At 70.1% G+C, this 24,657-nt stretch carries 27 protein-coding genes; 9 read left to right on the top strand and 18 right to left on the bottom strand.

What is annotated here, in order from left to right; all coding sequences use genetic code 11:
- The first annotated feature begins 7 nt into the window (after positions 1 to 7).
- From MKK52_RS18350 to MKK52_RS18340, 3 genes are all read left to right on the top strand, one after another.
- Positions 8 to 262: a type II toxin-antitoxin system HicA family toxin gene (locus tag MKK52_RS18350; RefSeq protein WP_243956221.1), complete on the top strand. Its 255-nt coding sequence runs from the start codon at positions 8 to 10 to the stop codon at positions 260 to 262.
- Entirely contained in the window at positions 259 to 591 is a 333-nt protein-coding gene (locus MKK52_RS18345; protein ID WP_243956220.1) for a type II toxin-antitoxin system HicB family antitoxin, read from the top strand. The genes MKK52_RS18350 and MKK52_RS18345 overlap by 4 nt, the downstream gene beginning before the upstream one ends.
- Positions 592 to 714: 123 nt before the next feature.
- Positions 715 to 939, top strand: coding sequence for a hypothetical protein (locus MKK52_RS18340; RefSeq protein ID WP_243956219.1), 225 nt, complete (start codon positions 715 to 717; stop codon positions 937 to 939).
- Between the two features lie 23 nt (positions 940 to 962).
- Here MKK52_RS18340 and gyrA read toward each other — a convergent pair whose 3' ends face one another.
- Together gyrA and MKK52_RS18330 are read right to left on the bottom strand one after the other, a co-directional pair.
- Positions 963 to 3,680: a DNA gyrase subunit A gene (gene gyrA / locus MKK52_RS18335; protein ID WP_243956218.1), complete on the bottom strand. Its 2,718-nt coding sequence runs from the start codon at positions 3,678 to 3,680 to the stop codon at positions 963 to 965.
- A 156-nt stretch (positions 3,681 to 3,836) separates the two neighbouring features.
- Positions 3,837 to 4,142 carry a hypothetical protein gene (locus MKK52_RS18330; RefSeq protein WP_243956217.1) on the bottom strand — a complete coding sequence of 102 codons (306 nt, stop codon included), beginning with the start codon at positions 4,140 to 4,142 and terminating at the stop codon, positions 3,837 to 3,839.
- A 237-nt stretch (positions 4,143 to 4,379) separates the two neighbouring features.
- On the opposite strand from MKK52_RS18330, the gene MKK52_RS18325 reads away from it, so the two are divergent.
- On the top strand, positions 4,380 to 5,246 hold the full coding sequence (locus MKK52_RS18325) for a S49 family peptidase (protein WP_243956216.1): 867 nt from the start codon (positions 4,380 to 4,382) through the stop codon (positions 5,244 to 5,246).
- Here MKK52_RS18325 and MKK52_RS18320 read toward each other — a convergent pair.
- Complete coding sequence (locus MKK52_RS18320) at positions 5,243 to 6,964, bottom strand: methyl-accepting chemotaxis protein (protein ID WP_243956215.1); 1,722 nt, start codon at positions 6,962 to 6,964, stop codon at positions 5,243 to 5,245. The genes MKK52_RS18325 and MKK52_RS18320 overlap by 4 nt on opposite strands.
- Positions 6,965 to 7,085: 121 nt before the next feature.
- Positions 7,086 to 7,955 (bottom strand): NAD(P)-dependent oxidoreductase, encoded by an 870-nt coding sequence (locus MKK52_RS18315; RefSeq protein WP_243956212.1) that lies wholly within the window; start codon positions 7,953 to 7,955, stop codon positions 7,086 to 7,088.
- A 113-nt stretch (positions 7,956 to 8,068) separates the two neighbouring features.
- Here MKK52_RS18315 and MKK52_RS18310 point away from each other — a divergent pair, with 113 nt between their 5' ends.
- Both MKK52_RS18310 and MKK52_RS18305 read left to right on the top strand, forming a co-directional pair.
- The gene (locus MKK52_RS18310) at positions 8,069 to 9,112 is read left to right on the top strand and encodes a P1 family peptidase (protein WP_243956211.1); all 1,044 of its coding nucleotides are present in this window, start codon (positions 8,069 to 8,071) and stop codon (positions 9,110 to 9,112) included.
- 112 nt (positions 9,113 to 9,224) lie between these two features.
- The gene (locus tag MKK52_RS18305; protein WP_243956210.1) at positions 9,225 to 9,500 is read left to right on the top strand and encodes a GCG_CRPN prefix-to-repeats domain-containing protein; all 276 of its coding nucleotides are present in this window, start codon (positions 9,225 to 9,227) and stop codon (positions 9,498 to 9,500) included.
- 257 nt (positions 9,501 to 9,757) lie between these two features.
- Here MKK52_RS18305 and MKK52_RS18300 read toward each other — a convergent pair whose 3' ends face one another.
- The 4 genes from MKK52_RS18300 to MKK52_RS18285 form a co-directional block, all read right to left on the bottom strand.
- On the bottom strand, positions 9,758 to 10,036 hold the full coding sequence (locus MKK52_RS18300; RefSeq protein WP_243956209.1) for a hypothetical protein: 279 nt from the start codon (positions 10,034 to 10,036) through the stop codon (positions 9,758 to 9,760).
- On the bottom strand, positions 10,033 to 12,387 hold the full coding sequence (locus tag MKK52_RS18295) for a response regulator (RefSeq protein ID WP_243956208.1): 2,355 nt from the start codon (positions 12,385 to 12,387) through the stop codon (positions 10,033 to 10,035). The genes MKK52_RS18300 and MKK52_RS18295 overlap by 4 nt, the downstream gene beginning before the upstream one ends.
- A gap of 65 nt (positions 12,388 to 12,452) precedes the next feature.
- Complete coding sequence (gene rarD, locus MKK52_RS18290) at positions 12,453 to 13,325, bottom strand: EamA family transporter RarD (protein WP_243956207.1); 873 nt, start codon at positions 13,323 to 13,325, stop codon at positions 12,453 to 12,455.
- A 72-nt stretch (positions 13,326 to 13,397) separates the two neighbouring features.
- Positions 13,398 to 14,348: a LysR substrate-binding domain-containing protein gene (locus tag MKK52_RS18285; protein ID WP_243956206.1), complete on the bottom strand. Its 951-nt coding sequence runs from the start codon at positions 14,346 to 14,348 to the stop codon at positions 13,398 to 13,400.
- A gap of 114 nt (positions 14,349 to 14,462) precedes the next feature.
- Between MKK52_RS18285 and MKK52_RS18280 the strand changes: the two genes are divergently transcribed.
- Together MKK52_RS18280 and MKK52_RS18275 are read left to right on the top strand one after the other, a co-directional pair.
- Complete coding sequence (locus MKK52_RS18280) at positions 14,463 to 15,767, top strand: MFS transporter (protein ID WP_243956203.1); 1,305 nt, start codon at positions 14,463 to 14,465, stop codon at positions 15,765 to 15,767.
- Between the two features lie 53 nt (positions 15,768 to 15,820).
- On the top strand, positions 15,821 to 16,684 hold the full coding sequence (locus tag MKK52_RS18275) for a class II aldolase/adducin family protein (protein ID WP_243956201.1): 864 nt from the start codon (positions 15,821 to 15,823) through the stop codon (positions 16,682 to 16,684).
- Positions 16,685 to 16,708: 24 nt separating this feature from the next.
- On the opposite strand, the gene MKK52_RS18270 is transcribed toward MKK52_RS18275, so the two are convergent.
- The 9 genes from MKK52_RS18270 to MKK52_RS18230 form a co-directional block, all read right to left on the bottom strand.
- Entirely contained in the window at positions 16,709 to 17,170 is a 462-nt protein-coding gene (locus MKK52_RS18270; RefSeq protein WP_243956199.1) for a PIN domain-containing protein, read from the bottom strand.
- Positions 17,167 to 17,412 (bottom strand): type II toxin-antitoxin system Phd/YefM family antitoxin, encoded by a 246-nt coding sequence (locus MKK52_RS18265; RefSeq protein WP_243956197.1) that lies wholly within the window; start codon positions 17,410 to 17,412, stop codon positions 17,167 to 17,169. Before MKK52_RS18265 ends, MKK52_RS18270 begins: the two co-directional genes overlap by 4 nt.
- 61 nt (positions 17,413 to 17,473) lie before the next feature.
- Positions 17,474 to 18,067, bottom strand: a complete 594-nt coding sequence (locus MKK52_RS18260) for a pyridoxamine 5'-phosphate oxidase family protein (protein WP_243956195.1) — start codon at positions 18,065 to 18,067, stop codon at positions 17,474 to 17,476.
- Positions 18,064 to 18,399 (bottom strand): lipid-A-disaccharide synthase N-terminal domain-containing protein, encoded by a 336-nt coding sequence (locus MKK52_RS18255; RefSeq protein ID WP_243956193.1) that lies wholly within the window; start codon positions 18,397 to 18,399, stop codon positions 18,064 to 18,066. The genes MKK52_RS18260 and MKK52_RS18255 overlap by 4 nt, the downstream gene beginning before the upstream one ends.
- Positions 18,393 to 19,169, bottom strand: a complete 777-nt coding sequence (locus MKK52_RS18250; protein ID WP_243956191.1) for a glycosyltransferase family 2 protein — start codon at positions 19,167 to 19,169, stop codon at positions 18,393 to 18,395. The genes MKK52_RS18255 and MKK52_RS18250 overlap by 7 nt, the downstream gene beginning before the upstream one ends.
- Entirely contained in the window at positions 19,166 to 20,899 is a 1,734-nt protein-coding gene (locus MKK52_RS18245) for an ArnT family glycosyltransferase (protein ID WP_243956186.1), read from the bottom strand. Before MKK52_RS18245 ends, MKK52_RS18250 begins: the two co-directional genes overlap by 4 nt.
- Positions 20,900 to 20,957: 58 nt before the next feature.
- Positions 20,958 to 22,157 (bottom strand): cystathionine beta-lyase, encoded by a 1,200-nt coding sequence (gene metC, locus MKK52_RS18240; protein WP_243956185.1) that lies wholly within the window; start codon positions 22,155 to 22,157, stop codon positions 20,958 to 20,960.
- Positions 22,158 to 22,228: 71 nt separating this feature from the next.
- Positions 22,229 to 22,468: a PilZ domain-containing protein gene (locus tag MKK52_RS18235; protein WP_243956184.1), complete on the bottom strand. Its 240-nt coding sequence runs from the start codon at positions 22,466 to 22,468 to the stop codon at positions 22,229 to 22,231.
- Between the two features lie 122 nt (positions 22,469 to 22,590).
- A complete protein-coding gene (locus tag MKK52_RS18230) occupies positions 22,591 to 22,767 on the bottom strand; it encodes a hypothetical protein (protein WP_243956183.1) in 177 nt (58 codons plus the stop codon).
- Positions 22,768 to 22,858: 91 nt separating this feature from the next.
- Between MKK52_RS18230 and MKK52_RS18225 the strand changes: the two genes are divergently transcribed.
- Positions 22,859 to 23,134 (top strand): hypothetical protein, encoded by a 276-nt coding sequence (locus tag MKK52_RS18225; RefSeq protein ID WP_243956182.1) that lies wholly within the window; start codon positions 22,859 to 22,861, stop codon positions 23,132 to 23,134.
- A gap of 19 nt (positions 23,135 to 23,153) precedes the next feature.
- Here the strand turns inward: MKK52_RS18225 and ntrC are convergent, their stop codons facing one another.
- Entirely contained in the window at positions 23,154 to 24,623 is a 1,470-nt protein-coding gene (gene ntrC / locus MKK52_RS18220) for a nitrogen regulation protein NR(I) (RefSeq protein WP_243956180.1), read from the bottom strand.
- Positions 24,624 to 24,657: the final 34 nt, after the last annotated feature.

The following is a 24,657-nucleotide window of genomic DNA, read 5'->3' as shown; positions in this document are numbered from 1 at the left end:
TGCCATCATGAACAGCCGCCAGCTGAAGACGTTGCGTGCGGTCTTCACCGACCCGGTGTCGCCTGACATCGAGTGGCAGGCCATCGAGTCGCTGTTCGTCGCCGTTGGCTGCCGCGTGATCGAGGGATCCGGTTCTCGGGTGAGGTTCGAGTGCGAGGGCCTGATAGCCTCGTTCCACCGTCCGCACCCGACCAAGGAGGCCAAGCGGTATCAGGTTCGCGACGCGCGCGAGTTCTTGAGCAAGATTGGTGTCACGCCATGAACACGATGAGCCACAAGGGCCTCCACGCCCGGGTCGAGTTCGACGCCGAAGACGGTCTTTTCGTCGGCCGGATTGCGGGAATCGATGACGTGGTCGGCTTTCACGGCGAGAGCGTGTCCGAACTGAAGGCCGCGTTCCAGCAGGCCGTGGACGATTACATCGAGACCTGCCTCAAGAGCGGGAAGGAGCCGGAGCGAGCCTATTCCGGCAAGCTGATGCTGCGCGTGTCGCCTGATCTCCACGCCAGGGCGGCGCGAGCGGCGGAACTCTCAGGCAAGAGTCTGAACCAATGGGGCGAGGACGTGCTCCGCGCCGCGACCGCGCGATAGGATCGGCTGGTCGCAGGATCAAATCGGGGCGGCTTTCACCCCCCGTTAACCCCGCGTTTACCCTCGGGGCGTCGAGTGGTGGCCCTGGGGTGGCGTGCTGCCGTCCCGCCCCCGGAGAAACCCGTGACGCGCAAAGAGCTCCTCGCCCGCCTCGACGCGGTCCAGGCCGCCCTCGGCCCCCGTGCCCACAAGACGTTCAACTCGTCGCTGTTCAACGATGCCGCCCTTTTGAAGCGGATCGAGGCGTTCGAGGCTCAGGTCGGCGAGCCTGAGAAGCCCAAGGTCGCCGATTACACCGGCAACATGTTCTCCCGCATCGCCAACCGGCGGGCGGCCGCCGGGCGCTGAGCGCCCGACGACGGTGAGGGCGATCAGGCCGTCTCGGCCTCGCCCTCGCCTTCCTCTTCACCCTCGATATGCTCCACCGAGACGACCTTCTCGGTCTTGTCGGTGTTGAACACGGTCACGCCCTGTGAGGCGCGGCCGACGATGCGGATATCGTCCACCGGCACGCGGATCAGCTGACCGCCATTCGTGACCAGCATGATCTGGTCCGACGCCTCCACGGGGAACGACGCCACGAGGTGCCCGTTGCGGGCATTCACCCGCATCGCCGTGATGCCCTTTCCGCCGCGCCCCGACGTCCGGTACTCGAAGGACGAGGACCGCTTGCCGTAGCCGCGCTCGGAAATCGTCAGCACGTATTGCTCGGCCCCGCCCATCTCGTTGTAGCGGTCGAGGGAGATCGCGGCGGCCTCGGCGCCCTCCTCCGGCTCCTCGTTGCCCTCCTCGACCTCGCCGGTCACGGCGCGGCGCATCTTCAGGTAGCCCGAGCGCTCCTCGGGCGTGGCCTCGAAGGCGTTGAGGATGGTCATCGAGATGACCCGGTCGCCCTGCGCGAGGTTGATGCCGCGCACGCCGGTCGAGTCGCGGCCCTTGAACACGCGCACGTCCTCGACGGGGAAGCGGATGCACTGCCCGAGCGCCGTGGTCAGCAGCACGTTCTGGTCCGGCCGGCAGATCTCGACATGGACGATGTGGTCGCCCTCATCGAGCTTCATGGCGATCTTGCCGTTGCGGTTCACGGTGGTGAAGTCCGACAGCTTGTTGCGCCGGACGTTGCCGCTCGCGGTGGCGAACATCACGTCCAGCGTCTCCCAGGAGGCTTCGTCCTCCGGCAGCGGCATGATCGTGGTGATGCGTTCCGACGTGTCCTGCAATTGCAGGATGTTGACGAGCGCCTTGCCCCGGGCGTTCGGCGCGGCCATCGGCAGGCGCCACACCTTCTCCTTGTAGGCTTGGCCCTGGCTGGAGAAGAACAGCACCGGTGTGTGGGTGTTGGCCACGAACAGGCGGGTGACGAAATCCTCATCGCGGGTCGCCATGCCGGAGCGGCCCTTGCCGCCTCGCCGCTGCGAACGGTAGGTCGAGAGCGGTACGCGCTTCACGTAGCCCGCGTGGGACACGGTGACGACCATATCCTCCCGCTGGATCAGGTCTTCGTCCTCGACGCTCGAATCGAAGTCGACGATCTCGGTCAGGCGCGGCGTGGCGAATTGCTCGCGGACTTCCGCCAGTTCGCCCTTCACGATGCCCTGGATCCGAGCCCGCGAGCGCAGGATGTCGAGGTAATCCGCGATCTCGTCGGCGAGCTTCTTCAACTCGTCCCCGACCTCGTCCCGGCCGAGGGCCGTGAGGCGCTGCAGGCGAAGGTCGAGGATCGCGCGGGCCTGCAACTCGGAGAGGCGGTAGGTCCCGTCCTCGGCGACGCGGTGGCGCGGATCGTCCACCAGGGCGATGAGCGGGGCGATGTCGTGCGCCGGCCAGTCGCGGGCCATCAGCGCCTCGCGGGCTGAGTTCGGGTCCGGCGAGGTGCGGATCAGGCGGATCACCTCGTCGATGTTGGCGACGGCGATGGCGAGGCCGCACAAGACGTGGGCGCGCTCGCGGGCCTTGCCGAGGAGATACTTGGTCCGGCGGGAGACGACCTCCTCGCGGAAGTCCACGAAGGCCTGCAGCAGGTCCTTCAGGTTCATCAGTTCGGGGCGGCCGCCGTTGAGGGCGACCATGTTGCAGCCGAAGGAGCTTTGCAGCGGCGTGAAGCGGTAGAGCTGGTTCAGCACCACCTCGGCCATGGCGTCGCGCTTGATTTCGACCACGATGCGCATGCCGCTGCGGTCGGATTCGTCGCGCAGGTCCGAAATGCCCTCGACCCGCTTTTCCTTGACGAGTTCGGCGATCTTCTCGACCAGCGTCGCCTTGTTCACCTGATACGGGATCTCGGTGAAGATCAGCGCCTCGCGCTCCTTGCGAAGCTCCTCGACATGGGACTTCGCCCGCATGATCACCGAGCCGCGGCCGGTGGTGTAGGCCTGCCGGGTGCCGGCCCGGCCGAGGATCATGCCGCCGGTCGGGAAGTCCGGCCCGGGGACGATCTGGTTCAGTTGCTCGATGGTCAGCTCCGGCTCGTCGATCAGAGCGATGCAGGCATCGATCAACTCGCCGAGGTTGTGCGGCGGGATGTTGGTCGCCATGCCGACCGCGATGCCGCCCGCCCCGTTGACGAGGAGGTTCGGGAACCGCGCCGGGAGAACCAGGGGCTCCTCGCGGGACTCATCGTAGTTCGGCCCGAAATCGACGGTGTTCTTGTCGATGTCGCTGAGCAGCGCGATGGCCGGCTTGGCCAGGCGGGATTCGGTGTAGCGCATGGCGGCGGGGGGATCGCCGTCCACCGAGCCGAAATTGCCCTGCCCGTCGATGAGCATCAGGCGCATCGAGAAGTCCTGGGCCATGCGGACCAGGGCATCGTAGATCGATTGGTCGCCGTGCGGATGGTAGAGACCGATCACGTCGCCGACGATGCGGGCCGACTTGACGTATTTGCGCTCCGGCAGGTGCCCCGACTCGAACGCCGAGTAGAGGATGCGCCGATGCACCGGCTTCAGTCCGTCGCGGGCATCCGGCAGCGCGCGGCTCACGATCACGCTCATCGCGTAATCGAGGTAGGAGCGGCGCATCTCGTCGGTGATGGAAACGGGGCGGATGTCGCTGGCGGGCGGCGGGGCGCCCGTCGGATCGGTCTCGGCCAAGTTGTCTGTCCGTCTGTGTCCGGGCCTCAGGCAGCGTCCTGCCGGGGCCACGCGGGTCGCTGTGGAAGCGCAAAGATATCAGACGGTTGGTTAAGGGCTTTCGCGTGCGCGCGCAAGGCGCGCCCCGGCGTTTCGGCCGGGGCGCGACGGTGTCACTCAGTAGAAGAAAGCCGGGCCGCGACGGTAGTAGCGCGGGCCGAAATGGCGGCGGTAACCCCAGTGACGACGGTAACCGTAATGGCGACGGAAGCCGTAGTGACGGCGGAACCCATAGGGGCGGTAGCCGTAGTGGCGGCGGTAGCCGTAGTACTGGGTCTTCTCCACGGCGGCGGCCGGGGCGGTCTCGGCGGCGGCCATCGGCACGGGGAGCGGGGCGGCGCTCACCGGGGCGGCGGTCGGGCCGAAGAAGAAGGCGGCCAGCAGAATCAGGATCGGCCAGCGCGGCAGTCTCAAGGAGCGCATAATCTCGTCTTCCTCCCGGTCATCGCAGACGGCCCGCAGGATCGCAGGTCCGTCCGCGAGCAACGGCGGGAGGCGCGAAACGGTTCGATCGTTCCCGCATAGCTTGTGTCGCAGACTGCGCAGACGGCTAACCGGAGGTGACTCGGCGCCCGCCGCGTCGCCGCACCCGCCCTTGCGGCGGCGGACTGAAATCCCATTATGCTCCCCCGTGACCGAAATCCGTCGAGTCGAGCCCTCATGACCGCGTTGTCCGAACGTTTTCGTGCCTTGCTGCCGGGCCGCCTGCGCAATCGGCGCCCGCGCGTCGCGGTGGTCCGCCTCTCGGGGACGATCGGTGCGGCCTCGCCCTTGAGGCCGGGCCTCTCCATCGCCTCCGTGGCGGGCAGCCTGGAGCGGGCCTTCACCCTGCCGGGGGTGAAGGCGGTGGCGCTGGTCATCAACTCGCCCGGCGGCTCGCCTGCGCAGTCGCACCTGATCCATCGGCGCATCCGGACGCTCGCGGAGGAGAAGGGCCTGCCGGTCGTCGCCTTCGTGGAGGATGTCGCGGCCTCGGGCGGCTACATGATCGCCTGCGCCGCCGACGAGATCGTCGCGGACCCGACCTCCATCGTCGGCTCCATCGGCGTGGTCTCGGCGGGGTTCGGCTTCCCCGGCCTGTTGGAGAAGCTCGGCATCGAACGCCGGGTGCACACGATCGGCGAGGCGAAGGCGATGCTCGATCCGTTCCGGCCGGAGGACCCCGCCGACATCGATCGGCTGAAGCGCATCCAGGCCGACGTGCAGGGCCTGTTCACCGAACTCGTCTCCTCCCGGCGGAAAAGCCTGCTGGCGGGGGAGAACCTGTTCACGGGGGCCGTCTGGACCGGGCGTCAGGCCCTGCCCCTCGGGCTGGTGGACGCCATCGGCGACCTGCGCGGCACGATGCGTGCCCGCTTCGGCGAGAAGGTCGATCTCGTGGTGGTCGCGGAGGCGAAGGGCGGCTTCTTCAGCCGCATCCTCCGCCGGGGGGCGCCGGGCGGGATCGGCGAAGCCGTCGCCGCCCTGCCCGGGGAAACCCTGGCCGCCCTCGAAGAAAGGGCGGCCTTTGCGCGCTTCGGTCTCTAGGCCGCGACCTGGGCGAGGAACTGGCCGATCTCGCTTTCCAGTTCCGAGGCGACGCTGTCCACCGAACCGGCGGCGGCCGTGACCGTCTCGGCCAGCCGCGCCGAGCGCTGGGTCGCGTCGCTCACCACGCTCATGCCGTGGGCGATGGCGCCCGTGGCTTGCGCCGTCTCGGCGACGTTGCGCGAGATCTCGGCGGTGGCGTCGCCCTGGGCCGAGACGGCGATTGCGATGCCGGCGGTCGTGGCCTGGACGGCGCGCATCTGCTCGCCCATCCGGCCGATGGCGGCGACCGTCGTGCCGGTGGCGGCCTGGACCGCACCGATCTGATCGGCGATCTCCTCCGTGGCGCGGGCGGTCTGCGCGGCTAGCTGCTTCACCTCGGCGGCGACGACGGAGAAGCCGCGCCCCGCCTCCCCGGCGCGGGCGGCCTCGATCGTGGCGTTGAGGGCGAGCAGGTTGGTCTGCTCCGCGATGGTGCGGATGAGGCCGACCACGGTGCCGATCCGCGAGGCCGCCTCGGCGAGACCGCCGATCTGCTGCTCCATGGCGGAGGACTCGCCGGCCGCCGACGAGACCAGGGTCTCGGCCTGCCCGAGCTGGCCGCCGATCTCGGCGATGGAGGCGTGCAACTCCTCGGCGGCGCTCGCCACCGTCTGCACGCTCGATGAGGTTTCCTGCGAGGCCCGCGCCGTGCCGGCCACGGCCGCCTCGGCCTCTCCGGCGCGCAGGCGCATCTCCTCGGCGCGGCCGCGCATGTCGCCGGTGCTGGCGGTGAGTGTGCCCTTGAGGGCATCGACCCGGCTACGGAAGGCGGCGATGGTCTGGTCGAGCATCATCCGGCGGCGGGCGGCCTTCTCCGCGTCGGTGCTCTGCAGGCCTTCGAGTTCGTGGGTCCGGCGCACGGCCTCGCGCAGGGTCTCCAGGGAGCGTGCCACGGCGCCGATCTCGTCGCCGCGCTGGGTGTGGCCCACCGGGCTGTCGGTGTCGCCCGCCGCGAGCGCTTCGATCCGGCTCGACATGGCGGCGAAGGGGCGGAACAGCCGCGAGGCGGCGATGCCCACCAGGGCGCAGGCGACGACGGCGATGACCAGGGCGGCGAGGCTCAGCTGGCGCATCGTCTCGGCGTGGGCGTCGTAGTACATCTCGATGGGCAGGCCGACGAAGAGCACGCCGTTCACCTTGCCGGCGCCGTCGAAGACCGGCTGGTAGACGGTGTAGAAGCGGCGCCCGAACAGCACCGTCGGCCCCTCGTAGGTCTTGCCCGCGCGCAGCACACCCTGGGCCGGGCTGTCGGCGGCGAGCGCCGTGCCGACCGCGCGGGAGCCGTCCTCCTTGCGGACGGTGGTCTGCCGGCGGACGAAGCTGTCCTTGGCCGCGTCGTAGGAGAAGATCGTGGCGACGCCGCCGGTATAGGCGACCGCATCGTCCACCACCGACGTGTCCGCGAAGCCCGCGAGATCGGGCGAGGTCACGCGCGAGACGCGGGTGCCTTCGAGGTCGGTCTTCGCCCCCGGCAGGCGTCCGGCGAGGACGAGGGCCAGCGTCCGCAGGTTGCGCTCGCCGTTCAGCCGCTGCCGATCCTCCATCTGCGACCAGGTTTGGCGCGAGACCGATGCCCAGATCGCGCCCGTGGTGAGGGTCACGGCGAGCATTGCGAGGAGAATGACTTTGGCCGAGAGCGTGAGCGCTCGAGACTTGCGGCGGACATATGAAAGCATGACGGGTCCCCGGATATCGAGAACCCGTACTTCGCTCGCGCAACTCAACGTTCGATTAAAATCGACTGGATCTGATCACGCGAATGTCACTCAGTGCACAATGTCGCAGGCCGTGTCGCAGTCAGCGCCGGCCGCCACGTCGCCGTGCCACCTCGGCGAGGGCGGAAAGGTCCTTCTCGCCGTCGCCGTGGCTCATCGCCTCGATCAGCCCGTCGCGGAGCACGCTGGCGAAGGGCATCGGCACGCCGGCCGCCTCCCCCGCCTGGAGGGCGAGGCGCACGTCCTTCGCGCCGAGGCGCAGGCCGAAACCCGGCGGCTCGTAGCGGCGGGCGGCGATGGCCGCGCCGTAGTTCTTGTAGACCGGCGAGGCGAAGATCGTGTTCGTCATCAGGTCGAGGAATTCGGCGCCGGTGACGCCGTGGCCCTCGGTGAAGGCGCAGGCCTCGCCCATGGCCTCGATGGCCGCGATCAGCATGAAGTTGCCCGCGAGCTTCACGGCGTTGGCGCGCTTCGGCTCCTCGCCGTAGCGCCAAGTCTTCGCGCCCATCGCGTCAAGGAGCGGCGCGGCGCCGTCGATCGCCGCATCGGGGCCGGCGGCGACGATGTTGAGCTTGCCCGCCTCGGCCACGTCGGGCCGGCCGAAGACCGGCGCGGAGACGTAGGGGATGCCCGCCCGCCCGTGGATCGCGGTCAGCCGCTCGGCCAGCGCCACCGAGATCGTGCTCATGCCGAGATGGACGCCCGGCCGACCGGCGCCGTCGAGGAGCCCGCCCTGGACGAGCACCGCTTCCAGCGCCGCGTCGTCGGCGAGCATGGTGATCACCGCGTCGCCTCGGAACGCCTCCGCCGCGCTGGCCACGGCGGTGACGCCCGGCAGGCCCCGCGCCGCCTCCGGCGAGCGGTTCCAGGCGCGGACGCTGTGCCCCTGCTCCGCGAGGCGGGCCGCCATGCCCCGGCCCATGCGCCCCATTCCGATGAACCCGACATCCATGTGACTCTCCCTCGTCTACGGTCGCCAAGATGGAAACCATCCGGCGCCCGGAAAGTGCGGTGGCGCATGGGCCGCCCGTTCCGGCCGGTCCCGGCCCGTGGCACAGTCAGGCCATGAGCGATTCCCGCCGGAGCGGCCTTCTCACCGACATTTCCGGCATCACGGTCGGCCACGCCCAGGATCTGGCGGTGCGCAGCGGCGTCACCGCGATCCTGTTCGACCGGCCGGCGGTGGCCTCCGTCGATGTCCGCGGCGGCGGGCCGGGCACCCGCGAGACCGACCTGCTCGATCCCGAGCGCACGGTGGAGGCCATCGACGCGCTGGTCCTCTCCGGCGGGTCCGCGTTCGGCCTCGACGCCGCCGCCGGGGTGACGGGCTGGCTCGCCGAGCAGGGACGCGGCTTTCCGGTCGGTGGAATGCGCGTGCCCATCGTGCCGGCGGCGATCCTGTTCGACCTCCTCAACGGCGGCGACAAGGGATGGGGCGCCGACCCGCCCTATCGCACCCTCGGCCGGCACGCCGCCGAGGCGGCGGCGCGGGATTTCGCCCTCGGTTCGGTGGGGGCCGGGACGGGGGCGCGCACCGCCACCCTGAAGGGCGGCCTCGGCTCGGCCTCGGCGGCGGTGCCGGGCACGCCGTTCCAGGTCGGCGCGCTGGTGGCGGTGAACGCCTTCGGCAGCGCCGTGGTGGGGAACGGCCCACATTTCTGGGCGGCGCCCTTCGAGGTGGGGGACGAGTTCGGCGGGCTCGGCCTGCCCTGTCCGGTGCCGGAGGAGGCCCACGCCTTCCCCGCCCGCGTCGCCGCCGGCTCCGCGACGACGCTGGCCGTCGTGGCGACCGACGCCCGCCTCACCAAGGCGCAGTGCCGCCGCCTCGCGGTGGCCGCGCAGGACGGCCTCGCCCGTGCCCTGGTGCCCGCCCATACGCCACTCGACGGCGACCTCGTCTTCGCCGCCGCGACGGGGGAACGGCCCCTCACCGACCCCATCGCCGACACGGCCCGGCTCGGCCACGCGGCGGCGCGGGTGCTGGCGCGGGCCATCGCCCTCGGCATCCACGCGGCGACGAGCCTGCCCGGCGTGACCCCGACGCCGCCCGGCGAGGGCCGTTACGAGGGCCTGCCGCCCGCATGGCGCGATCTCTACGGGCGTCCCTGAGGCGCGGAACGGAGAAACGAGCTTGGCCGTTGCGTTTGGCTGCCCGGACCAGAGGGGCAGCCACGGGCGGACCCGCGTCACGGATTTCCGCCCCTTACGGGAGAAACGACCCATGCGACTGTCCGGGATGATCCTGGCCGCTTCCGTGGCCCTGTTCGCGGGCGGTGCCGCTCAGGCGGCGCCCTTCGCCCCCACCCCCCTTTCCGACGGCGAGGCCTCCGTGGTGCTCGTGCGCGGCGGCTGCGGCTTCGGCGAGCATCGTGGCCCGATGGGCGGCTGCCGCCTGAACCGCGGCCCGCGCGGCGCCATCCGCCGGGCGATCAGCGGGGCCCCGCGCGGCTGCCCGCCCGGCCTCTACCGCACCCCGCGCGGCTTCTGCCGGCGCTAGCCGACACACCGGGCGCCCTGCACCGGGGCGCCCGGATTCAAAGCTCTTCGCGTTCCTCGGCTATGAGCTGATCTCGGTCGGCGAGAAAATCGTCACTGAGACGCGCTGTCTCGGCGAAAAGGTCGTCCCACCTCGTGCCTTCGAGGGCGATTGTTCGATTGCATTCATCTGTGAGCTGAGCCGCACTCTGCATCGCGATCCTATCCTGTTCGATTGAGCCACGCGGAGTTTACACGCCGCCGTCATTGCGAGCCGGATTAGACCGCGTCCTTGGCATCCGCCAGCAACTCGGCGAGACCCTTGTCGACCTCGGCGCCGAGCAGGGCGCGTTCGGCGTCGGTCAGGTCCCTCGCCCAGGCCGTACCGCCGAACCCTTCCGCGCAGCGGGCGCGTTCGGAGGCGATGAAGGCTTCCGTCTCCTCGGGGCGGGTGCGCATGGCGTGGACGAGGCCGAACCATGCGGCCCGCTCCACCACCGCGAGGCGCGCGCGCAGGCGGATCGCCACCGCCTTGTCGGGATCGACCGTGTCGCTCATCCGTCCTTCTCCGCCAACTGTTCGATAAGGCCCTGAATCCGGCCGGGAACGGTCTCGTTGACCGACCGGGCATAGAGCACCCGCAATTGCCGGCCGATCTCGGCGAGGCTCAGCGAGCCCTTCGAGATCACCCGGTCGGCCTGCGCGCCGAGGCTCGCCTTCTCGGCGGGGGTGATCTCCTTCGCCGTCAGCACCACCACCGGCACGTCGCCGTCCGGCCGCGAGCGCAGGGCGCGGAGGAAGCCGAACCCGTCCATCTCCGGCATCATCAGGTCGAGGAGGATCAGGTTAGGCCGCGAGCGGTCGTAATGCTCCAGGGCGAGGCGTCCGTTGGCGGCCTCGTCCACGGTCCAGCCCTCGCGGGAGAGGGAGCGGCGCAGGCGCTCGCGCCCGTCCGCGTCGTCGTCCACCACCAGCACCCGCGCCTCGTTGGGCGCCTGGGGCCGGTAATGCTCCATCAGCCCCTTCAGCCGGTCCCAATCGATGGGCTTCACGAAGTAATCCGTGGCGCCGAGCGCCTGCCCGAGTCCCTGCTCGGCCACCACCGAGGTCATGATGACGGGGGTGCCGGCGAGGTCCGCGTCGTTGCGCACCGCGTGGAGCACCGCCCAGCCGTCCATGCGGGGCATCTCGACGTCGAGGAGGATCGCCCGCGGCCGCAAGGCCCGCGCCAGGGTGAGGCCCGCGCGCCCGTCCGCGGCGGTGCGGACATGGAAGCCCTCCCGTTCGAGGAAGCGCTGGAGCAGTTCCCGCGCGGCCGGGTCGTCGTCCACGAGGAGCACGGTGTCGTGCTGCTCATGCGCCTCCACGGCGGGCAGCTCCTCCGCCGGATCGTCCTCCGTGATGAGGATCGAGGGCAGGCGCATGGTGAAGGTCGCGCCCCGGCCCGGCTGGCTCTCGACGCCGATCTCGCCGCCCATGGTGATGCAGAAGGCGCGGGTGATGGCAAGCCCGAGGCCGGTGCCGCCGAATTGCCGCGTGGTCGAATCGTCGGCCTGCACGAAGCGCTGGAACAGCTTGCCCATCTGCTCCTTCGTCAGGCCGATGCCGGTATCCGACACGGCGAAGGAGAGCCAGTCGGCGCCGTCCTCCCGGTGGCGGCGCGCGGTGAGGGTGATCGTGCCGTTCTCGGTGAACTTCGCGGCGTTGCCGACGAGGTTCAGCAGGCACTGGCGGATCTTGGTCTGGTCCTGGTGCATGGCGCCGAGATCCGGGCCGGCATCAAGGACGAAGCGGTTCGCCTTCTTCTCCACGAGGGAGCCGGTGGCGTCGGTCACGTCCTGCAGCAGGTCGGCGACCGTGAAGGTCTCGGCGGAGGCGGTGACGCGCCCGGCCTCGATCTTCGAGATGTCGAGGACGTCGTTGATGAGCGAGAGCAGGTGGCGGGCGGCCGACTCGATCTTGCGCAGGTCCGGCAGCAGCGCCGCCTGGCCGATATCCTCCAGTTCCTCGCCCAGCATCTCCGAATAGCCGATCACCGCCGAGAGCGGCGTGCGCAATTCGTGGCTCATGTTGGCGATGAACTGGCTCTTCGCCCGGTTCGCCGCCTCGGCGGCCTGCCGGGCCCGCTCGGCCTCGGCCTCGGCCTCCTTGCGGGCGGTGATGTCGGTATGGGTGCCGACCCATTCCCGCAGCGACCCGTCCGTGGCGAAGACGGGCACGCCCCGCGCTTCCATGTCCCGCCAGACGCCGTCGTGCCGGAGGAGGCGGTGCGTCACCGCGTAGGGCACCCGCTCCTCGACGGAGCGCGCCCAGGCCTCGGCGATCTCACCCCGGTCGTCGGGATGGACCGCGTCGATCCAGCCCCAGCCCTGGTAGCCTTCCTCGGTCTGACCGGTATAGGCGCCCCAGCGCGGCTGCGGCGGCAGCAATTCGCCCTCCGCGTTGGTGTTCCAGATCACCGCCGCCGAGGCATCGACCAGCGCGCGGAACCGCTCCTCGGAATGGCGCAGCCGCTCCTCGGTGACGCGGCGGCGGGAGATGTCGGTGTTGGTGCCGTACCAGCGCAGGATCGTCCCGTCCGGCGCCCGGTGCGGCATCGCCTGGGACAGGAACCAGCGGTACTCGCCGTCGGCGCCCTTCAGGGGGAACGTGTCCTCCCACGGCACCCCCGCCTCGACGGACAGGCGGTAGCGCACCTCCACGGCGGCGATGTGGTCCGGGTGGTGGATGTTGCGCCAGCCCCACCCCTGCATCGCGTCGAAGGTTGTGCCCGTGTAGTCGTACCAGCGGGCGTTGTACCAGACGATGTGCCCATCGGCCCGGGCGATCCAAGCGAGCTGCGGCAGGGCATCCGCGAGGTTGCGGAAATCGTCGTCGGTGACGGCATCGCCGTCCACTGGTTCGCTCATCGGTCCCGCCGGTCCTGGATTGCGCAAGAGGTAGGGCGCGTGCCCGCGAAAGGTATCCGCGCGGCTCACGCCCGCAGCGGTGCCGCCTTCATCTCGGCCCGCCGGCCGCGCAGGGCATCGACGGTGTAGAGGGCGAGGCCGAGCCAGATTAGCCCGAACATCGCCGCCCGGTGCGGCTCCACATGCTCGTCGAAGACCATCACGCTCAGGATCAGCAGGCAGGTCGGGGCGACGTACTGGAGGAGGCCGAGGGTCGTCAGGCGCAGGCGCACGGCGGCGGCGGCGAACCAGATCAGCGGCAACGCCGTGGTGAGGCCGGTGAGCAGGAGCAGGCCGAGCTTGTGCGGGTCGGCGGGCAGGAACGGCTCCGGGGTGAGCACCAGCCAGACGACGGCGATGGGCAGGAGGAGCAGCGTCTCGGCCAGGAAGCCCACGAGGGAATCCACCGCCACGATCTTCCGCACCAGCCCGTAGAGGGCGAAGGAGGTGGCGAGCGCCAGCGACATGAGCGGCAGGTCGCCCGCCCAGATCACCGCCACCAAGACCCCGGCCGCCGCGATGCCGATGGCGACCGCCTGCACCGGCCGTAGCCGCTCCCCGAGGATGAGCCGGCCGAGCGCCACGTTCATCAGCGGGTTGATGTAATAGCCGAGGCTCGCATCGAGCAGATGCCCCCGGTCGATGGCGATGAGGTAGAGCAGCCAGTTCACGCCGATGAACAGCGCCGAGAGCACGAGGAGCCCGTGCTTGCGCGTCAGCGGGATCGGCAGCCGCAGGCGGTTGCGCCAGGCGAGCGCGAGGCATCCGGCGAAGACGGTCGACCACACGACGCGCTCGGCCAGGATGTACCAGGGGCTGAACCCGCCGAGCAGCCGGAAATGCAGCGGGACCACGAGGCCCCAGCTCAGATAGGCGGCGAGCGCGTAGACGAGGCCCACGGCGTTTCCCTCAACCCGGCTCGCGTTCGAGGAGCCGGCCCGCGCGTCTCTAACCGAGACCGGGCCCTGTCGTCAGGCGCCTGGATGCAAAGCTGCTATCCGGGCGTCACTCCGGCGGCGTTCCTCCGCCAGGATCCAGTCCCGGAAGCGGCGGATGCCGGGGGCGTCGTCGTCGCGGGCGCGCCAGCAGAGGAAATGCAGGTCGCGCCGGATCCCCGTGCAGCGGCCCTCGCCGAGCCGCACCAGGGCACCGGAGGCGATCTCGTCCTCCGCGAAGCGCAGGGTCTCCAGGGCGACGCCCAGCCCCTGCACCGCCGCCGAGATCACGAGGGAGCCCCGGTCGAAGGCCGGGCCACCGCGCGCCTTCGGCGGCGCGAGGTCGTTCTGCGCGAACCAATCCGCCCAGCGCACGGGGCTGAACGAGGATTCAAGCCAGGTCAGCCGGGCGATGGCGGTGGGGGAGAGGTCGGCGGCCGCGTGGGCGAGATCCGGCCGGCACAGGGCGGCGATCTCCTCCGGCCCCAGGGGCTCGACCCGCAGCCCCGCCCCGCGCGGCGGCTGGCCGTAGGCGACCAGCACGTCGATCTCGGCGTGGCGCATCAGGTCCACGGGCTCGGCGCCGGAGGACAGGCGGATCGCGATGGCTGGGTTGGCCGCCACGAAGCCCGGCAGGCGCGGGCCGAGCCATTTGGTGGCGAAGCTCGGGGTGCAGTGGACCGCGAGCGCCTGACCCGTGGCCGGCATCAGCTCCGCGCAGGCCGCCTCGATTCCGTCGAAGGCCCGCGACAGGCCAACGAGCAGGCGTTCCCCGTCGGCGGTGAGGCTCGCCTGCCGGTTCTCCCGCCGGAACAGTGCCCGGCCGAACTGCCGTTCGAGCGCCCGGATCTGGTGGCTGATCGCGGAGGGCGTGAGGCACAGTTCCTCGCTCGCCCGCGCGAAACTGCCGAGCCGCGCCGCCGCCTCGAAGGCGCGAAGCGCCGGAAAGCTCGGGATCCGCCGCATCGCCCGATCCATGAATTCCATTCACCTGTCGGTGAAAAATCGTCGTTTGTCAAAGGGCGGCGAGAGGCAGAAAAATAATTCCCATGCCGCGCAGACGGCAGACACAAAACCAATGATCCTGGGAGGATAACGACAATGGCGCAGGGGGTCGCAGCTCTTGCCGGACCGGTCATCGACGAGGCGACACGGGTCTACCGAAAGGTGACGTGGCGTCTCGTGCCGTTCCTGTTCGCCTGTTACGTCGCGGCCTATCTCGATCGCGTCAACGTCGGCTTCGCCAAGCTGCAGATGCTGAACGATCTTCAGTTCAGCGAGACCATCTACGGCCTCGGCGCGGGCATCTTCTTTATCGGTTACTTCCTGTTCGAAGTGCCGAGCAACATGATCCTGCACAAGGTCGGCGCGCGGGTGTGGATCGCCCGCGTGATGATCAGCTGGGCGATCATCTCGGCCGCGATGATGTTCGTGACGAGCCCGACCATCTTCTACGTCCTGCGCTTCCTGCTCGGCGTGGCGGAAGCCGGCCTGTTCCCGGGCGTGATCCTGTACCTGACCTACTGGTACCCGTCCGAGCGCCGGGGCGGCATCATCGCCCTGTTCATGACCGGCATCCCGATCGCCGGCCTGATCGGCGGCCCGCTCTCGGGCTGGATCATGAACGCCTTCACCGGGATGCACGGGCTCGCCGGTTGGCAGTGGCTGTTCCTGATCGAGGCCCTGCCCTCGCTCGTCCTCGGCTTCTGCGTGCTCGCCTACCTCGACAACGGCATCGCCAAGGCGAAGTGGCTCAGCGCCGACGAGAAGGCGCTGCTTCAGCGCAACATCGCCGCCGACGCCTCGACCGTGGCCGCGCATCGCTTCCGCGACGGCTTCACCAGCGGCTGGGTGTGGCTGCTGAGCGGGATCTATTTCTTCTTCATCATGGGCCTCTACGGTGTCGGCTTCTGGCTGCCGACGCTGATCAAGGGCGCGGGCGTCTCCGATCCCCTGCAGATCGGCCTGCTCACCATGCTCCCCTACGGCGCGGCGGCGGCGGCGATGATCGCGGTCGGCCGGATGTCGGACGCGGCCCGCGAACGGCGTTGGCACATCGTGGTCCCTGGCCTCGTCGGCGCCGCCGGCTGGCTGGTGAGCATCTGGTTCAGCCGGGACCTCGTCATCGCCGAAGCCGCGCTCACCGTCGCCACCATCGGCGTGCTCGTCACCCTCGCCCAGTTCTGGTGCCTGCCGACCGCGGTGCTCGCCGGCGCGGCGGCGGCCACCGGGATCGCGGTGATCAACTCGGTCGGCAACCTCGCGGGCTTCGTCAGCCCCTACCTGATCGGCTGGATCATCGACGCGACGAAGTCGACGAGCCTCGGTGTCTACACCCTGGCCGCCTGCCTCGCGATCGGCAGCATGCTCGCTCTCACCATGCCCAAGCGCCTCGTCAACCGCTGACGGCGCGTCTCCCCCTCGACCCCACACCCTCACCCTCACCGAAAGGACACGCCATGCTCGACGAACACGATCACCACGACACCGTCGCCATCGACCTGCCGAACGACGATTCCGGCCGCAAGCGGACCTCGATCTACCAGCCCGAGCAGGCCGGCCTGATCTTCCCGGAGATCCCGGACTTCGCCAACCACGCCGAGGAGCGCGAGTACCGCAAGAAGCACCTCGTCGCCGCCTGCCGTTCCTTCGCGATGCACGGCTTCGATTACGGCTTCGCCGGGCACCTGACGATCCGCGACCCGGAGCGTCCCGAGCTGTACTGGACCAACCCGATGTGCGTTCACTTCTCGCAGGTGAACATGTCGAACCTCATCCTCGCCGACCATAACGGCCGGGTGGTCGAGGGCCGCTACGCGATCAACCGGGCCGGCTTCGTGCTGCACGCCGCCGTGCACGAGGAGTATCCCGAGGTCATGGCGATGTGCCACGCGCACACCACCTACGGCACCGCATGGTGCGCCACGGGCCGTCCGCTCGACATGATCAGCCAGGACGCCGCCGCCTTCTACAACAGTCACGCGGTGATCGGCGCCTCGGCCGGCGCGGTGGCGGTGGAGAAGGGCAGCGGGATGTCGGTGGCCCAGCAGATCGGCCGCAACCGCGGCGTGCTGCACCAGAACCACGGCCTGCTGACCTGCTCGCAGCACAGCATCGACGACGCGGCCTTCTGGTTCATCGCCCTGGAGCGCGCCTGCAAGCAGCAGCTGATGGTCGAGGCCACCGGCATCAAGCCGCAGCTGCTCTCCGAGAAGACCGCCCGCTACAGCCGCGAGCATGTCGGCAGCGACTATATCGGCTGGCTGCACTTCCAGACCATCTACAACCACATCGCGGCGACCCAGCCGGATATGTTCGCCTGATCGCTCCTTCGCCGGCCCGCTCCCTCAGGACAGCGGGCCGGATTTGGCGAGAGCGGCATCGAGCAGAGGATGCCGCGGGGACGCGAAGGGGTTGGCGACGGTGACGCCACCCCATCGGAAGCCGTCCTGAAGATCCTCCGTGAGGAGGAGGCGGCAGCCCGCCTGCGAGGCGGCGGCGAGGATCACCGCGTCCCAGATCGCGAGGCGATGCTCGGTAGCGATATCCGTCGCCGCCGCCAAGATCTCAGGCGTCGTCGGTACGGTGGTGTAGAGATCGAGCCAGCCGAGAACCGTGGTGCGGGCTTGATCTCGCGTCCGTCTTCCCTTTCGGACCAGGACGTTGAAGGATTCTCCGAAGGCCTGAAGGGGAATGATCGTTTTGTCCCTGGGGATCTCGTTGATCATTCCGACCGCGATGTCACGCTTCTCCGCCGTGTCGATGCCTTCCGCATACATCAGGACATTGGTGTCGAAGGCGACCTTCACGGTTCATCCTCGTACAATTCCTCCCTCGTCCAACGTCCAGCATTCATGAGGGGCTGATTTCTCAGGCGTTCAAGCAAAGCTTCCTTCTTCGCGTCGCGCGCGGCATCATCCCGTTCGGCGGGGACGATGCGCGCGACCGGGCGTCCGTGGTTCGTCACGACGTAGCTGTGACCGTCGCGGACGCCACGCAGGATCTCGGAGAACCCACGGTTGGCCTCCGCCGCCGAGATGGTCTTCTCCATGGGCGACCCCCAATCTAGTGAGATTGCCTACTTTAAGGGACGAGCTGCACCCCGGCAAGGCTTACGGCGCCACCCAGCCGCCTTCCCAATCGGCCCCGTTCCGGCACCATGCCGCGCGGCGATGGCCCCTTCGGTCGAGGTAGAGGAAGTCGAGGCGCTGCGCTCGCACCACCACCGCGCAGAAATTCCGCCGCCCCATCGTGGCTGCCATCGCCTCGTCGGGGAGGGTGTAGGCGTTGCCGGCGGTCAGCGCCGTTCCGGGGGCCGGCTCGGCGCCGTAGCAGACCCGGCTCATCGCCCGTGAGCCGGCCCAGGCCGCCTCGGCCACCGCGTCGTCCGTGTGCAGGACGGCCCGGCCCTCGATGCGGATCTGGATCTTCGCCGCCCCATCGTAGACGGCGAGCGCGCAAACCGGGTTCTCGGCCAGTTCGAACGCCTTGTCCGAGCGGCGGTCGCAGTGGAACCGCAGGGTCCCGGCGACGGGATCGGCCTCGCGCATCACAACCGTGCGCAGGCGCGGCCCCTCCCCCGCCACGGTCGCGAGGGTCGGCAGGTGGAAGCCGCTGCGCCCGTGCGCGGCCCCGTCCGCCAGGAGCCGCCAGAGCTCCGACAGGGTGGCGTCGAGGTCGTCGTAGAAGGAAGGCAGCGGGGTCATACCGCCGCGCCGCGCTTGCGCTGCCGCTCCCGGAAGATCAGCGCGAGGTTGCGGACATAGATGCCCGTCGAGAGGCCCTGGCCGATGATGATCACCGGCTCCTTGCGCACGAAGCCGTAGACCAGGGTCATCAGCCCCCCGGCGATCGAGAGGAACCAGAAGGAGAGCGGCATCACGCTCTTCCCCGCCCGCTCGCTGGCGATCCATTGCAGAATGAAGCGGGAGCCGAAGATCAGCTGCGCCAGGATGCCGAACACGAGCCAGAAATCGAAGCGCGTGACGAACACGTCGTAGAAGTAGTCCGGCAGGTCGTGCGCGAGTTGGATCAGCATCCGACGTCTTCGTCCCTCGTGGCATCCGCCTCCCGCGCCGCCGTCTCGACGGCGCGCGGCGTGGCGCGCTTGCGCCGGATGAGCCACCACACCCCGGCGAGATCGAGGAGCCCGACCCAGAGCCGGTCGAACAGCCCGTAATTCGAGGTGCCGGTGAGGCGCGGCCGGTCGATCACATCCCGATGGACGACCGTGTAGCCCTCGCGGGCGACGAGGGCCGGCATGAAGCGGTGGAGCGCGTCGAAATAGGGCAGGCGCAGGTAGACGTGCCGCCGGAACAGCTTCAGCCCGCAGCCGGTGTCGCGGGTGGAATCCTTGAGGATCCGCCCGCGCACCCCGTTGGCGATGCGCGACTGGATCATCTTGAAGCGCCCGTCCTTGCGGCCGCGCCGCTGGCCCTGCGCGAGGCCGGCGCCCTCCCCGGCCTGTTCCAGGGCCTCCAGCAGCGCCGGGATGAAGGCCGGATCGTTCTGGCCGTCGCCGTCGAGGGTGGCCACGATGGTGCCGCGCGCGGCCAGCACGCCGCTGCGTACCGCCGCCGATTGGCCGGCGCTGGCCTGATGCCGCAGCACCCGCAGCCAGGGGCGGCCGGCGCGGGCGGCCTCCAGGGCGGCGGGGGTGGCGTCGGTCGAGCCGTCATCGACGTAGATCACCTCGAAGGGCAGGCCGGCGCAGGCCTGCTCGATCTCGGCGACCAGCGGGGCGATGTTGCCGGCCTCGTTCTTGACGGGGACGACGACGGTCAGGTGGGGGGCGTCCGGGGACATCATGGGGTTGCCGCATAGGCCGTCACGAACACGCGACGGCCGGTGTTGAGGTTGAAGCCCTCGACCACGCCGACCGGCGGCGGGGCGGGGCGGCCTACGGGCCAGGCGAAGTTGAACGCATCGCGCTCCTTGCCCTCCACGAAGAGCAGCCGGCAGCCGCCCCCCTGCAGGAAGGCCTTGGCCGCGTCGGCGTCGGGCAGGAGGTCGAGATTGGTGCCGGTGAGGAAGACGAGGCTCGGCTCACGGTAGCCGAGGCTCGCGATCAGCGGGTCGCGGCAGGGCAGCGTGTCCTTCAGGGCGGCGAGGCGCGGCGAGACCTTCAGTGCCGGCAATTGCCGCTGCGCGAGGCCGAGCACCGCCGGCCCGAGCAGGCAGGAGGCGAGGATCGCGAGGCCGAAGGCCCGCTCCGGCAGGTCGCGGGCGAAGGCGAGCCAGCTCGCCCCGGCCACGAGGCAGGCGGCGCCGAGCACCGGCAGGGCGAACCAGGGGATCGCGTGGTTGTCGAGCTTCCAGCCGGTGAGGCAGAGGCCGAGGGTCAAGCCGAGGGGAATCGCCGGCACCAGCAGGGCCACCGCCCGGGCGCCGCGACGGCGGGGCGTGATCTCGCCGCGTGCCAGGGCGATCACCGTCAGCACGGCGATCCAGGGCATCAGCGGCAGCACGTAATGCGGCAGCTTCGTCGGCACCGCCTCGAAGACGAGCCAGGCCGGCAGCACCGTCGCGATCAGGAACGCGATGGCGTCGTCCCGGCGCTCGCGCCACGCCAGCGGCAGGCCCATGGCGGCGAAGGCAGCGCCCGGCCAGAAGGTGGCGAAGAAGGCGAGGCTGTAGGCGCCGGGCGGGCCCCAATGGCGCTCGGCCGCGCCGCCGACCTTGCCGAGCATGTCCTTGCCGACCGCCTCGGCATAGAAGGCGCTGCCGCTCTTGAGGGTGATCGCCACGAACCACGGGGCGACGATCAGCGCCGTCAGCCCGAGCCCGGCCCAGGGGCGCAGGGGCTTCAGCCACCCGCCCGAGCGCGCCTTCCACGAGAGGAAGAGGGCGGGCAGCGCCACGAACAGCGGCACCATCGGCCCCTTCACGAGGATGCCGACGGCGAGGCCGAGCCAGAAGGCGAGGAAGACCGGGGTGCCGAGGCGCGGCTCCCGTCGCAGCCACACCCGCGCCAGCGCCCCGAGGCTCGCGGTGGCGCAGGCAGCCAGCAGCGCGTCGGTCTTGGCGAGATGCGCCTCGGCGTTCAGCATCAGGCATGCGCCGTAAAGGGCGGCGGCGAGGAGCGCGCTCCGGCGGGGCAGGAAGGCCAGCGCCCCCCAATAGGCGAGCAGCACCGAGCCCAGCGCCCCGAGGAGCGAGGGCAGGCGGTAGAGGGCGATCTGCGTGCGGGCGTGGGGCACGCCGAGCGCCTCGCCCGCCGCCACGGCGGCGGCCTGCGCCCAGTAGATGCCGACCGGCTTCTTGTTGCGGGCCTCATCCTGGAAGCGGATCGACACGAAGTCGCCGGTCTCCAGCATCTGCTTGGAGGCCTGGGCGAAGCGCGGCTCGTCCCGGTCCATTGGCTGCAGGGAAATCTGCCCCGGCAGGAACAGCAGCAGGCACAGCAGGGCGAGCGCAGCGCAGGCGCGGGCATGGCTGGCGGACAGCCGGTCGAGCAGGACGATGCGGCCTTCGCGCAGAGGACCGGGCGGGGCGTCGCCGTCGCGTGGGAGCGCGCCGGCTGAGAGGCGTGTGGTCATAAGCTCCGGGTCGCGGCTCTCCGATCCCGGTTCCTCAATCGGGATCGGGCGGGGAAAGTCAAATCCCGCCGGCGGTCGCCCGCAGCCGCGCGAAGCCGGCATCGAGGTCCGATTTGAGGTCGGCGAGGTCTTCCAGGCCGATGTGGAAGCGCAGCGTCGGCCCGCCCGGCTCCCAGCGGGTGGCGGTGCGGAAGCTGGTGCAGTCGAAGGGGATGCACAGGCTCTCGAAGCCGCCCCAGGAAAAGCCCATCCCGAAAAGTTCGAGCCCGTCGAGCATGGCGGCCACGGCGGCCTCCGGCACCGGCTTCAGCACCACGCCGAACAGGCCCGACGCACCGGAGAAGTCGCGCTTCCACAGGGCATGGCCGGGATCCTCCGGCAGGGCCGGATGGAGCACGCGCAGCACCTCCGGCCGGGCCTGGAGCCAGCGGGCGATGTCGAGGGCTTGGCGCTCGTGCTCGCGCAGGCGCAGGCCCATCGTGCGCATCCCGCGCAGGGCGAGGAACATGTCCTCCGGCCCGGCGCAGACCGAGAACTGGTGGTAGGTGCGGTTCAGCGCCGGCCAGTACTGGGCGTTGGCCGAGGTGAGGCCGAGGAGCAGGTCCGAGCCGCCGCTGAGGTACTTGGTGCCCGCCTCCACCGCGATGTCGACGCCGCGCTCGTGCGGCGGAAACAGGAGCGGCGTCGCCCAGGTGTTGTCCATGATCACGCAGGCGCCGCGCGCATGCACCGCCTCGGCGATGGCGGGGATGTCCTGCATCTCGAAGGTCAGCGAGCCCGGCGCCTCGACCAGCACGGCCTTCGTGTTCCCGCGCATCAGGTCGCCGATGCCGGCGCCGACCAGCGGATCGTAATAGGTGGTCTCGACGCCGAAGCGCTTCAGGACCTCGTCGCAGAAGATGCGGGTCGGGCGGTAGGCCGAGTCGGTGACGAGGAGATGGTCCCCCGCCGAGACGGCGGCCATCAGGCCCATGGAGAGCGCGGCGAGGCCTGAGGGTGTTGCGACCGTGCCGGCGGCGCCGGCGATCTCGCTCCAGGCGTCGCAGAGCGCGTCCGAAGTCGGCGTGCCGTGGGTGCCGTAGGTGTAGCGCCCGCGCCGATGCTGGAGGTCGTCGTAGGTCGGGAACAGGACCGTGGAGCCGCGATAGATCGGCGTGTTGACGAAACCGTGCTGCTCGGACGGATCGCGGCCCGCATGGACGAGGCGCGTGGCGGGGCCAAACCGCTTCTTCGAATCGGGCTTCGGCGTCAGGGACATCGGGACCAGGGGTGAGGGTTAAGGGTTCCCGGCACGAAGCCGAGGCCGCCCTCCCCCGTCAAGCCATACGGTCAGTTGAACCGCACGCCGATCTCGCCGAGGCTGCGCCATACCACTCGGCAGGTCCAGGGATCGCCGCCGGGATCGAGGGACAGCGTGAAGGTCTCCGGCACATGCCCCGCCTCGGGCAGGAGCAGGCGGGCGCCCGCCGCCGAGATGTCCCGCACGATGCAGGCATGCTGCGCGCCCTCGTCCGCCACGACCCGTCCGGGGCGGTCGAGGGGTACCCGCTTTCCATGCCTCGCGCTCATCGGACTCGCTCCACCACAACTCATGGGCGAATAATGGGGGAGCCGTTCCTTAATAGGCCGTCCGGTCGATCTTCGGATTCTCGCAGTAACGGCCAAAAAGCGCCGTGTGCCGCGACTTTACCTTAGCGGAGTGTTTGCGGCGGATCGGATTGCTGCGCCTCGTCGTAGGCCTGCATCCAGGCCTTGTAGTCCTCGGTGCCCTCGGCATAGGGGCACTCGCTTTTCGGCTTACCGTAGAGCCGGGCGTTGCGGCCCTGGATGAAGGGGCTGTCGCTGGCGGTGGCCTGCACGTTGGACATGGGGTCTCGCGGGCGTCGGGGGTGGGGCTTCGTTAACGGCCACGGGCCTATTCTGTTGCCGTCCCGATCCCGTGTTCCCGAGTCCTGCGGCGTGCGTATCCTGCGTCCCTTCCTCGGCGGCCTCGTCGTCACGCTGTCGACCGCCATCGTGGTCTTCGTCAGCGCCGACAGGCTCACCCATCTCGCGCCTCCGGCGCCGGTGGCCCGCGCCGTCGCCTTCGAACCCTCCGCGACCGGCTCGATCCCGGCACCGCTCCCTGCCCCCGTGGCCGCGCCCAAGAAGGCCGCCCCGGCCATTCCGAACGGCTACGACACCGAGCGGCTGCGCGCGCTGATGGCGGGCGATCCGATCATGCGGGGCCGGTAGGCCGGCCCCGCCCGTCGCCTCAGCGGGCGGTGCGGAACACCTGCAGGTCGAGGTCGCGCACCTTCTTGCGTAGGGTGTTCCGGTTCACGCCGAGCAGTTCGGCGGCCCGGATCTGGTTGCCGCGCGTGGCCGCGAGGGCCGCGCCGATCAGCGGGCCTTCGATCTCCCGCAGGATGCGGTGATAGAGGCCGGGCGGCGGCAGAGTGTCGCGGTAGCCCGAGAAGTAATCGGACAGGTGCCGCTCCACGGCGCTCGACAGGCTCTCCGATTCCCCGGCGGCCTTGCGCGACGCGCCGTTGGTGCCCCCCGCGGAGGCGGGCTGCGCGAGCGGTAGGGTGTCGAGTTCGGCCTCGATGACGGGGCCGGTGATCGTCTCCTGCGGGTAGAGGGCGGCGAGTCGCCGGACGAGGTTTTCCAGCTCGCGGACGTTGCCCGGCCAGCGGTAGCGCTTGAGCTTCTCCATCGCGTCGCCGTCGAGGGTCTTGCGTGTCAGACCCTCGCGCTCGACCAGCACGAAGAAGTGGCGGATGAGGTCGGGCACGTCCTCCGAGCGCTCGCGCAGGGCCGGGAGCCGCAGCGGCACGACGTTCAGACGGAAGAACAGATCCTCGCGGAAGATGCCCTGCTGGATCGAGACCCGCAGGTCCTTGTTGGTCGCCGCGATGATGCGCACGTTCGTGCGGATCGGCACCCGGCCGCCGACGGTGGTGTACTCGCCCTGTTGCAGCACGCGCAGCAGTCGGGTCTGCGCCTCCATCGGCATGTCACCGATCTCATCGAGGAACAGCGTGCCGCCCTCGGCCTGCTCGAACCGGCCCGCCGAGCGCTGGAGCGCCCCGGTGAAGGCGCCCTTCTCGTGGCCGAACAATTCGGATTCGATGAGATCGCGCGGGATAGCAGCCATGTTCACCGGCACGAACGGACCGGTGCGGCGGCGGCCGTAATCGTGGAGCGCGCGCGCGACCAGCTCCTTGCCGGTGCCCGACTCGCCGGTGATCATCACGGTGAGGTCGGTCGGCATCAGCCGGGCGAGCGCCCGGTAGATCTCCTGCATGGCGGGCGAGCGGCCGACCAGCGGGATGTCCTCGTTCTCCGGCCCGGCGCCGGGCGTGGGCGCCCCGCGAGGCCGGGAGAGCGCGCGGCCGACGATGGCGATCAGCTCCTTCAGGTCGAAGGGCTTGGGCAGGTACTCGTAGGCCCCGCGCTCCGAGGCGCGGATCGCGGTCATGAACGTGTTCTGCGCGCTCATCACGATGATCGGCAGTTCCGGCCGCACGCGCTTGATGCGCGGCAGCAGGTCGAACACGTTCTCGTCCGGCATCACCACGTCGGTGATGACGAGGTCGCCCTCGCCCTGCGCGACCCAGCGCCAGAGGGTGGCGCAGTTGCCCGTGGAGCGGACTTCGTAGCCCGCCCGTGACAGCGCCTGGTTCAGGACGGTGCGGATGGCGGCGTCGTCGTCCGCGACGATGATGTGGCCGTTCGGCATGACTGTTACTCAGAACCTCCGGCAGGCATCTCGA

This window comes from Methylobacterium sp. J-067 (genome assembly GCF_022829465.1).
Taxonomy (GTDB): Bacteria; Pseudomonadota; Alphaproteobacteria; order Rhizobiales; family Beijerinckiaceae; genus Methylobacterium; species Methylobacterium litchii.
This window is presented reverse-complemented; position numbering and strand designations above follow the sequence as displayed.

What these genes read in the sequence shown, in the direction of transcription:
- MKK52_RS18350 (WP_243956221.1), top strand. Translation starts at nt 8, where the DNA reads ATGAACAGCCGCCAGCTGAAGACGTTGCGTGCGGTCTTCACCGACCCG.
- MKK52_RS18345 (WP_243956220.1), top strand. Translation starts at nt 259, where the DNA reads ATGAACACGATGAGCCACAAGGGCCTCCACGCCCGGGTCGAGTTCGAC.
- MKK52_RS18330 (WP_243956217.1), bottom strand. Translation starts at nt 4,142, where the DNA reads ATGCGCTCCTTGAGACTGCCGCGCTGGCCGATCCTGATTCTGCTGGCC.
- MKK52_RS18325 (WP_243956216.1), top strand. Translation starts at nt 4,380, where the DNA reads ATGACCGCGTTGTCCGAACGTTTTCGTGCCTTGCTGCCGGGCCGCCTG.
- MKK52_RS18320 (WP_243956215.1), bottom strand. Translation starts at nt 6,964, where the DNA reads ATGCTTTCATATGTCCGCCGCAAGTCTCGAGCGCTCACGCTCTCGGCC.
- MKK52_RS18315 (WP_243956212.1), bottom strand. Translation starts at nt 7,955, where the DNA reads ATGGATGTCGGGTTCATCGGAATGGGGCGCATGGGCCGGGGCATGGCG.
- MKK52_RS18310 (WP_243956211.1), top strand. Translation starts at nt 8,069, where the DNA reads ATGAGCGATTCCCGCCGGAGCGGCCTTCTCACCGACATTTCCGGCATC.
- MKK52_RS18305 (WP_243956210.1), top strand. Translation starts at nt 9,225, where the DNA reads ATGCGACTGTCCGGGATGATCCTGGCCGCTTCCGTGGCCCTGTTCGCG.
- MKK52_RS18300 (WP_243956209.1), bottom strand. Translation starts at nt 10,036, where the DNA reads ATGAGCGACACGGTCGATCCCGACAAGGCGGTGGCGATCCGCCTGCGC.
- MKK52_RS18295 (WP_243956208.1), bottom strand. Translation starts at nt 12,387, where the DNA reads ATGAGCGAACCAGTGGACGGCGATGCCGTCACCGACGACGATTTCCGC.
- MKK52_RS18285 (WP_243956206.1), bottom strand. Translation starts at nt 14,348, where the DNA reads ATGGAATTCATGGATCGGGCGATGCGGCGGATCCCGAGCTTTCCGGCG.
- MKK52_RS18280 (WP_243956203.1), top strand. Translation starts at nt 14,463, where the DNA reads ATGGCGCAGGGGGTCGCAGCTCTTGCCGGACCGGTCATCGACGAGGCG.
- MKK52_RS18275 (WP_243956201.1), top strand. Translation starts at nt 15,821, where the DNA reads ATGCTCGACGAACACGATCACCACGACACCGTCGCCATCGACCTGCCG.
- MKK52_RS18265 (WP_243956197.1), bottom strand. Translation starts at nt 17,412, where the DNA reads ATGGAGAAGACCATCTCGGCGGCGGAGGCCAACCGTGGGTTCTCCGAG.
- MKK52_RS18260 (WP_243956195.1), bottom strand. Translation starts at nt 18,067, where the DNA reads ATGACCCCGCTGCCTTCCTTCTACGACGACCTCGACGCCACCCTGTCG.
- MKK52_RS18255 (WP_243956193.1), bottom strand. Translation starts at nt 18,399, where the DNA reads ATGCTGATCCAACTCGCGCACGACCTGCCGGACTACTTCTACGACGTG.
- MKK52_RS18250 (WP_243956191.1), bottom strand. Translation starts at nt 19,169, where the DNA reads ATGATGTCCCCGGACGCCCCCCACCTGACCGTCGTCGTCCCCGTCAAG.
- MKK52_RS18245 (WP_243956186.1), bottom strand. Translation starts at nt 20,899, where the DNA reads ATGACCACACGCCTCTCAGCCGGCGCGCTCCCACGCGACGGCGACGCC.
- metC (WP_243956185.1), bottom strand. Translation starts at nt 22,157, where the DNA reads ATGTCCCTGACGCCGAAGCCCGATTCGAAGAAGCGGTTTGGCCCCGCC.
- MKK52_RS18235 (WP_243956184.1), bottom strand. Translation starts at nt 22,468, where the DNA reads ATGAGCGCGAGGCATGGAAAGCGGGTACCCCTCGACCGCCCCGGACGG.
- MKK52_RS18230 (WP_243956183.1), bottom strand. Translation starts at nt 22,767, where the DNA reads ATGTCCAACGTGCAGGCCACCGCCAGCGACAGCCCCTTCATCCAGGGC.
- ntrC (WP_243956180.1), bottom strand. Translation starts at nt 24,623, where the DNA reads ATGCCGAACGGCCACATCATCGTCGCGGACGACGACGCCGCCATCCGC.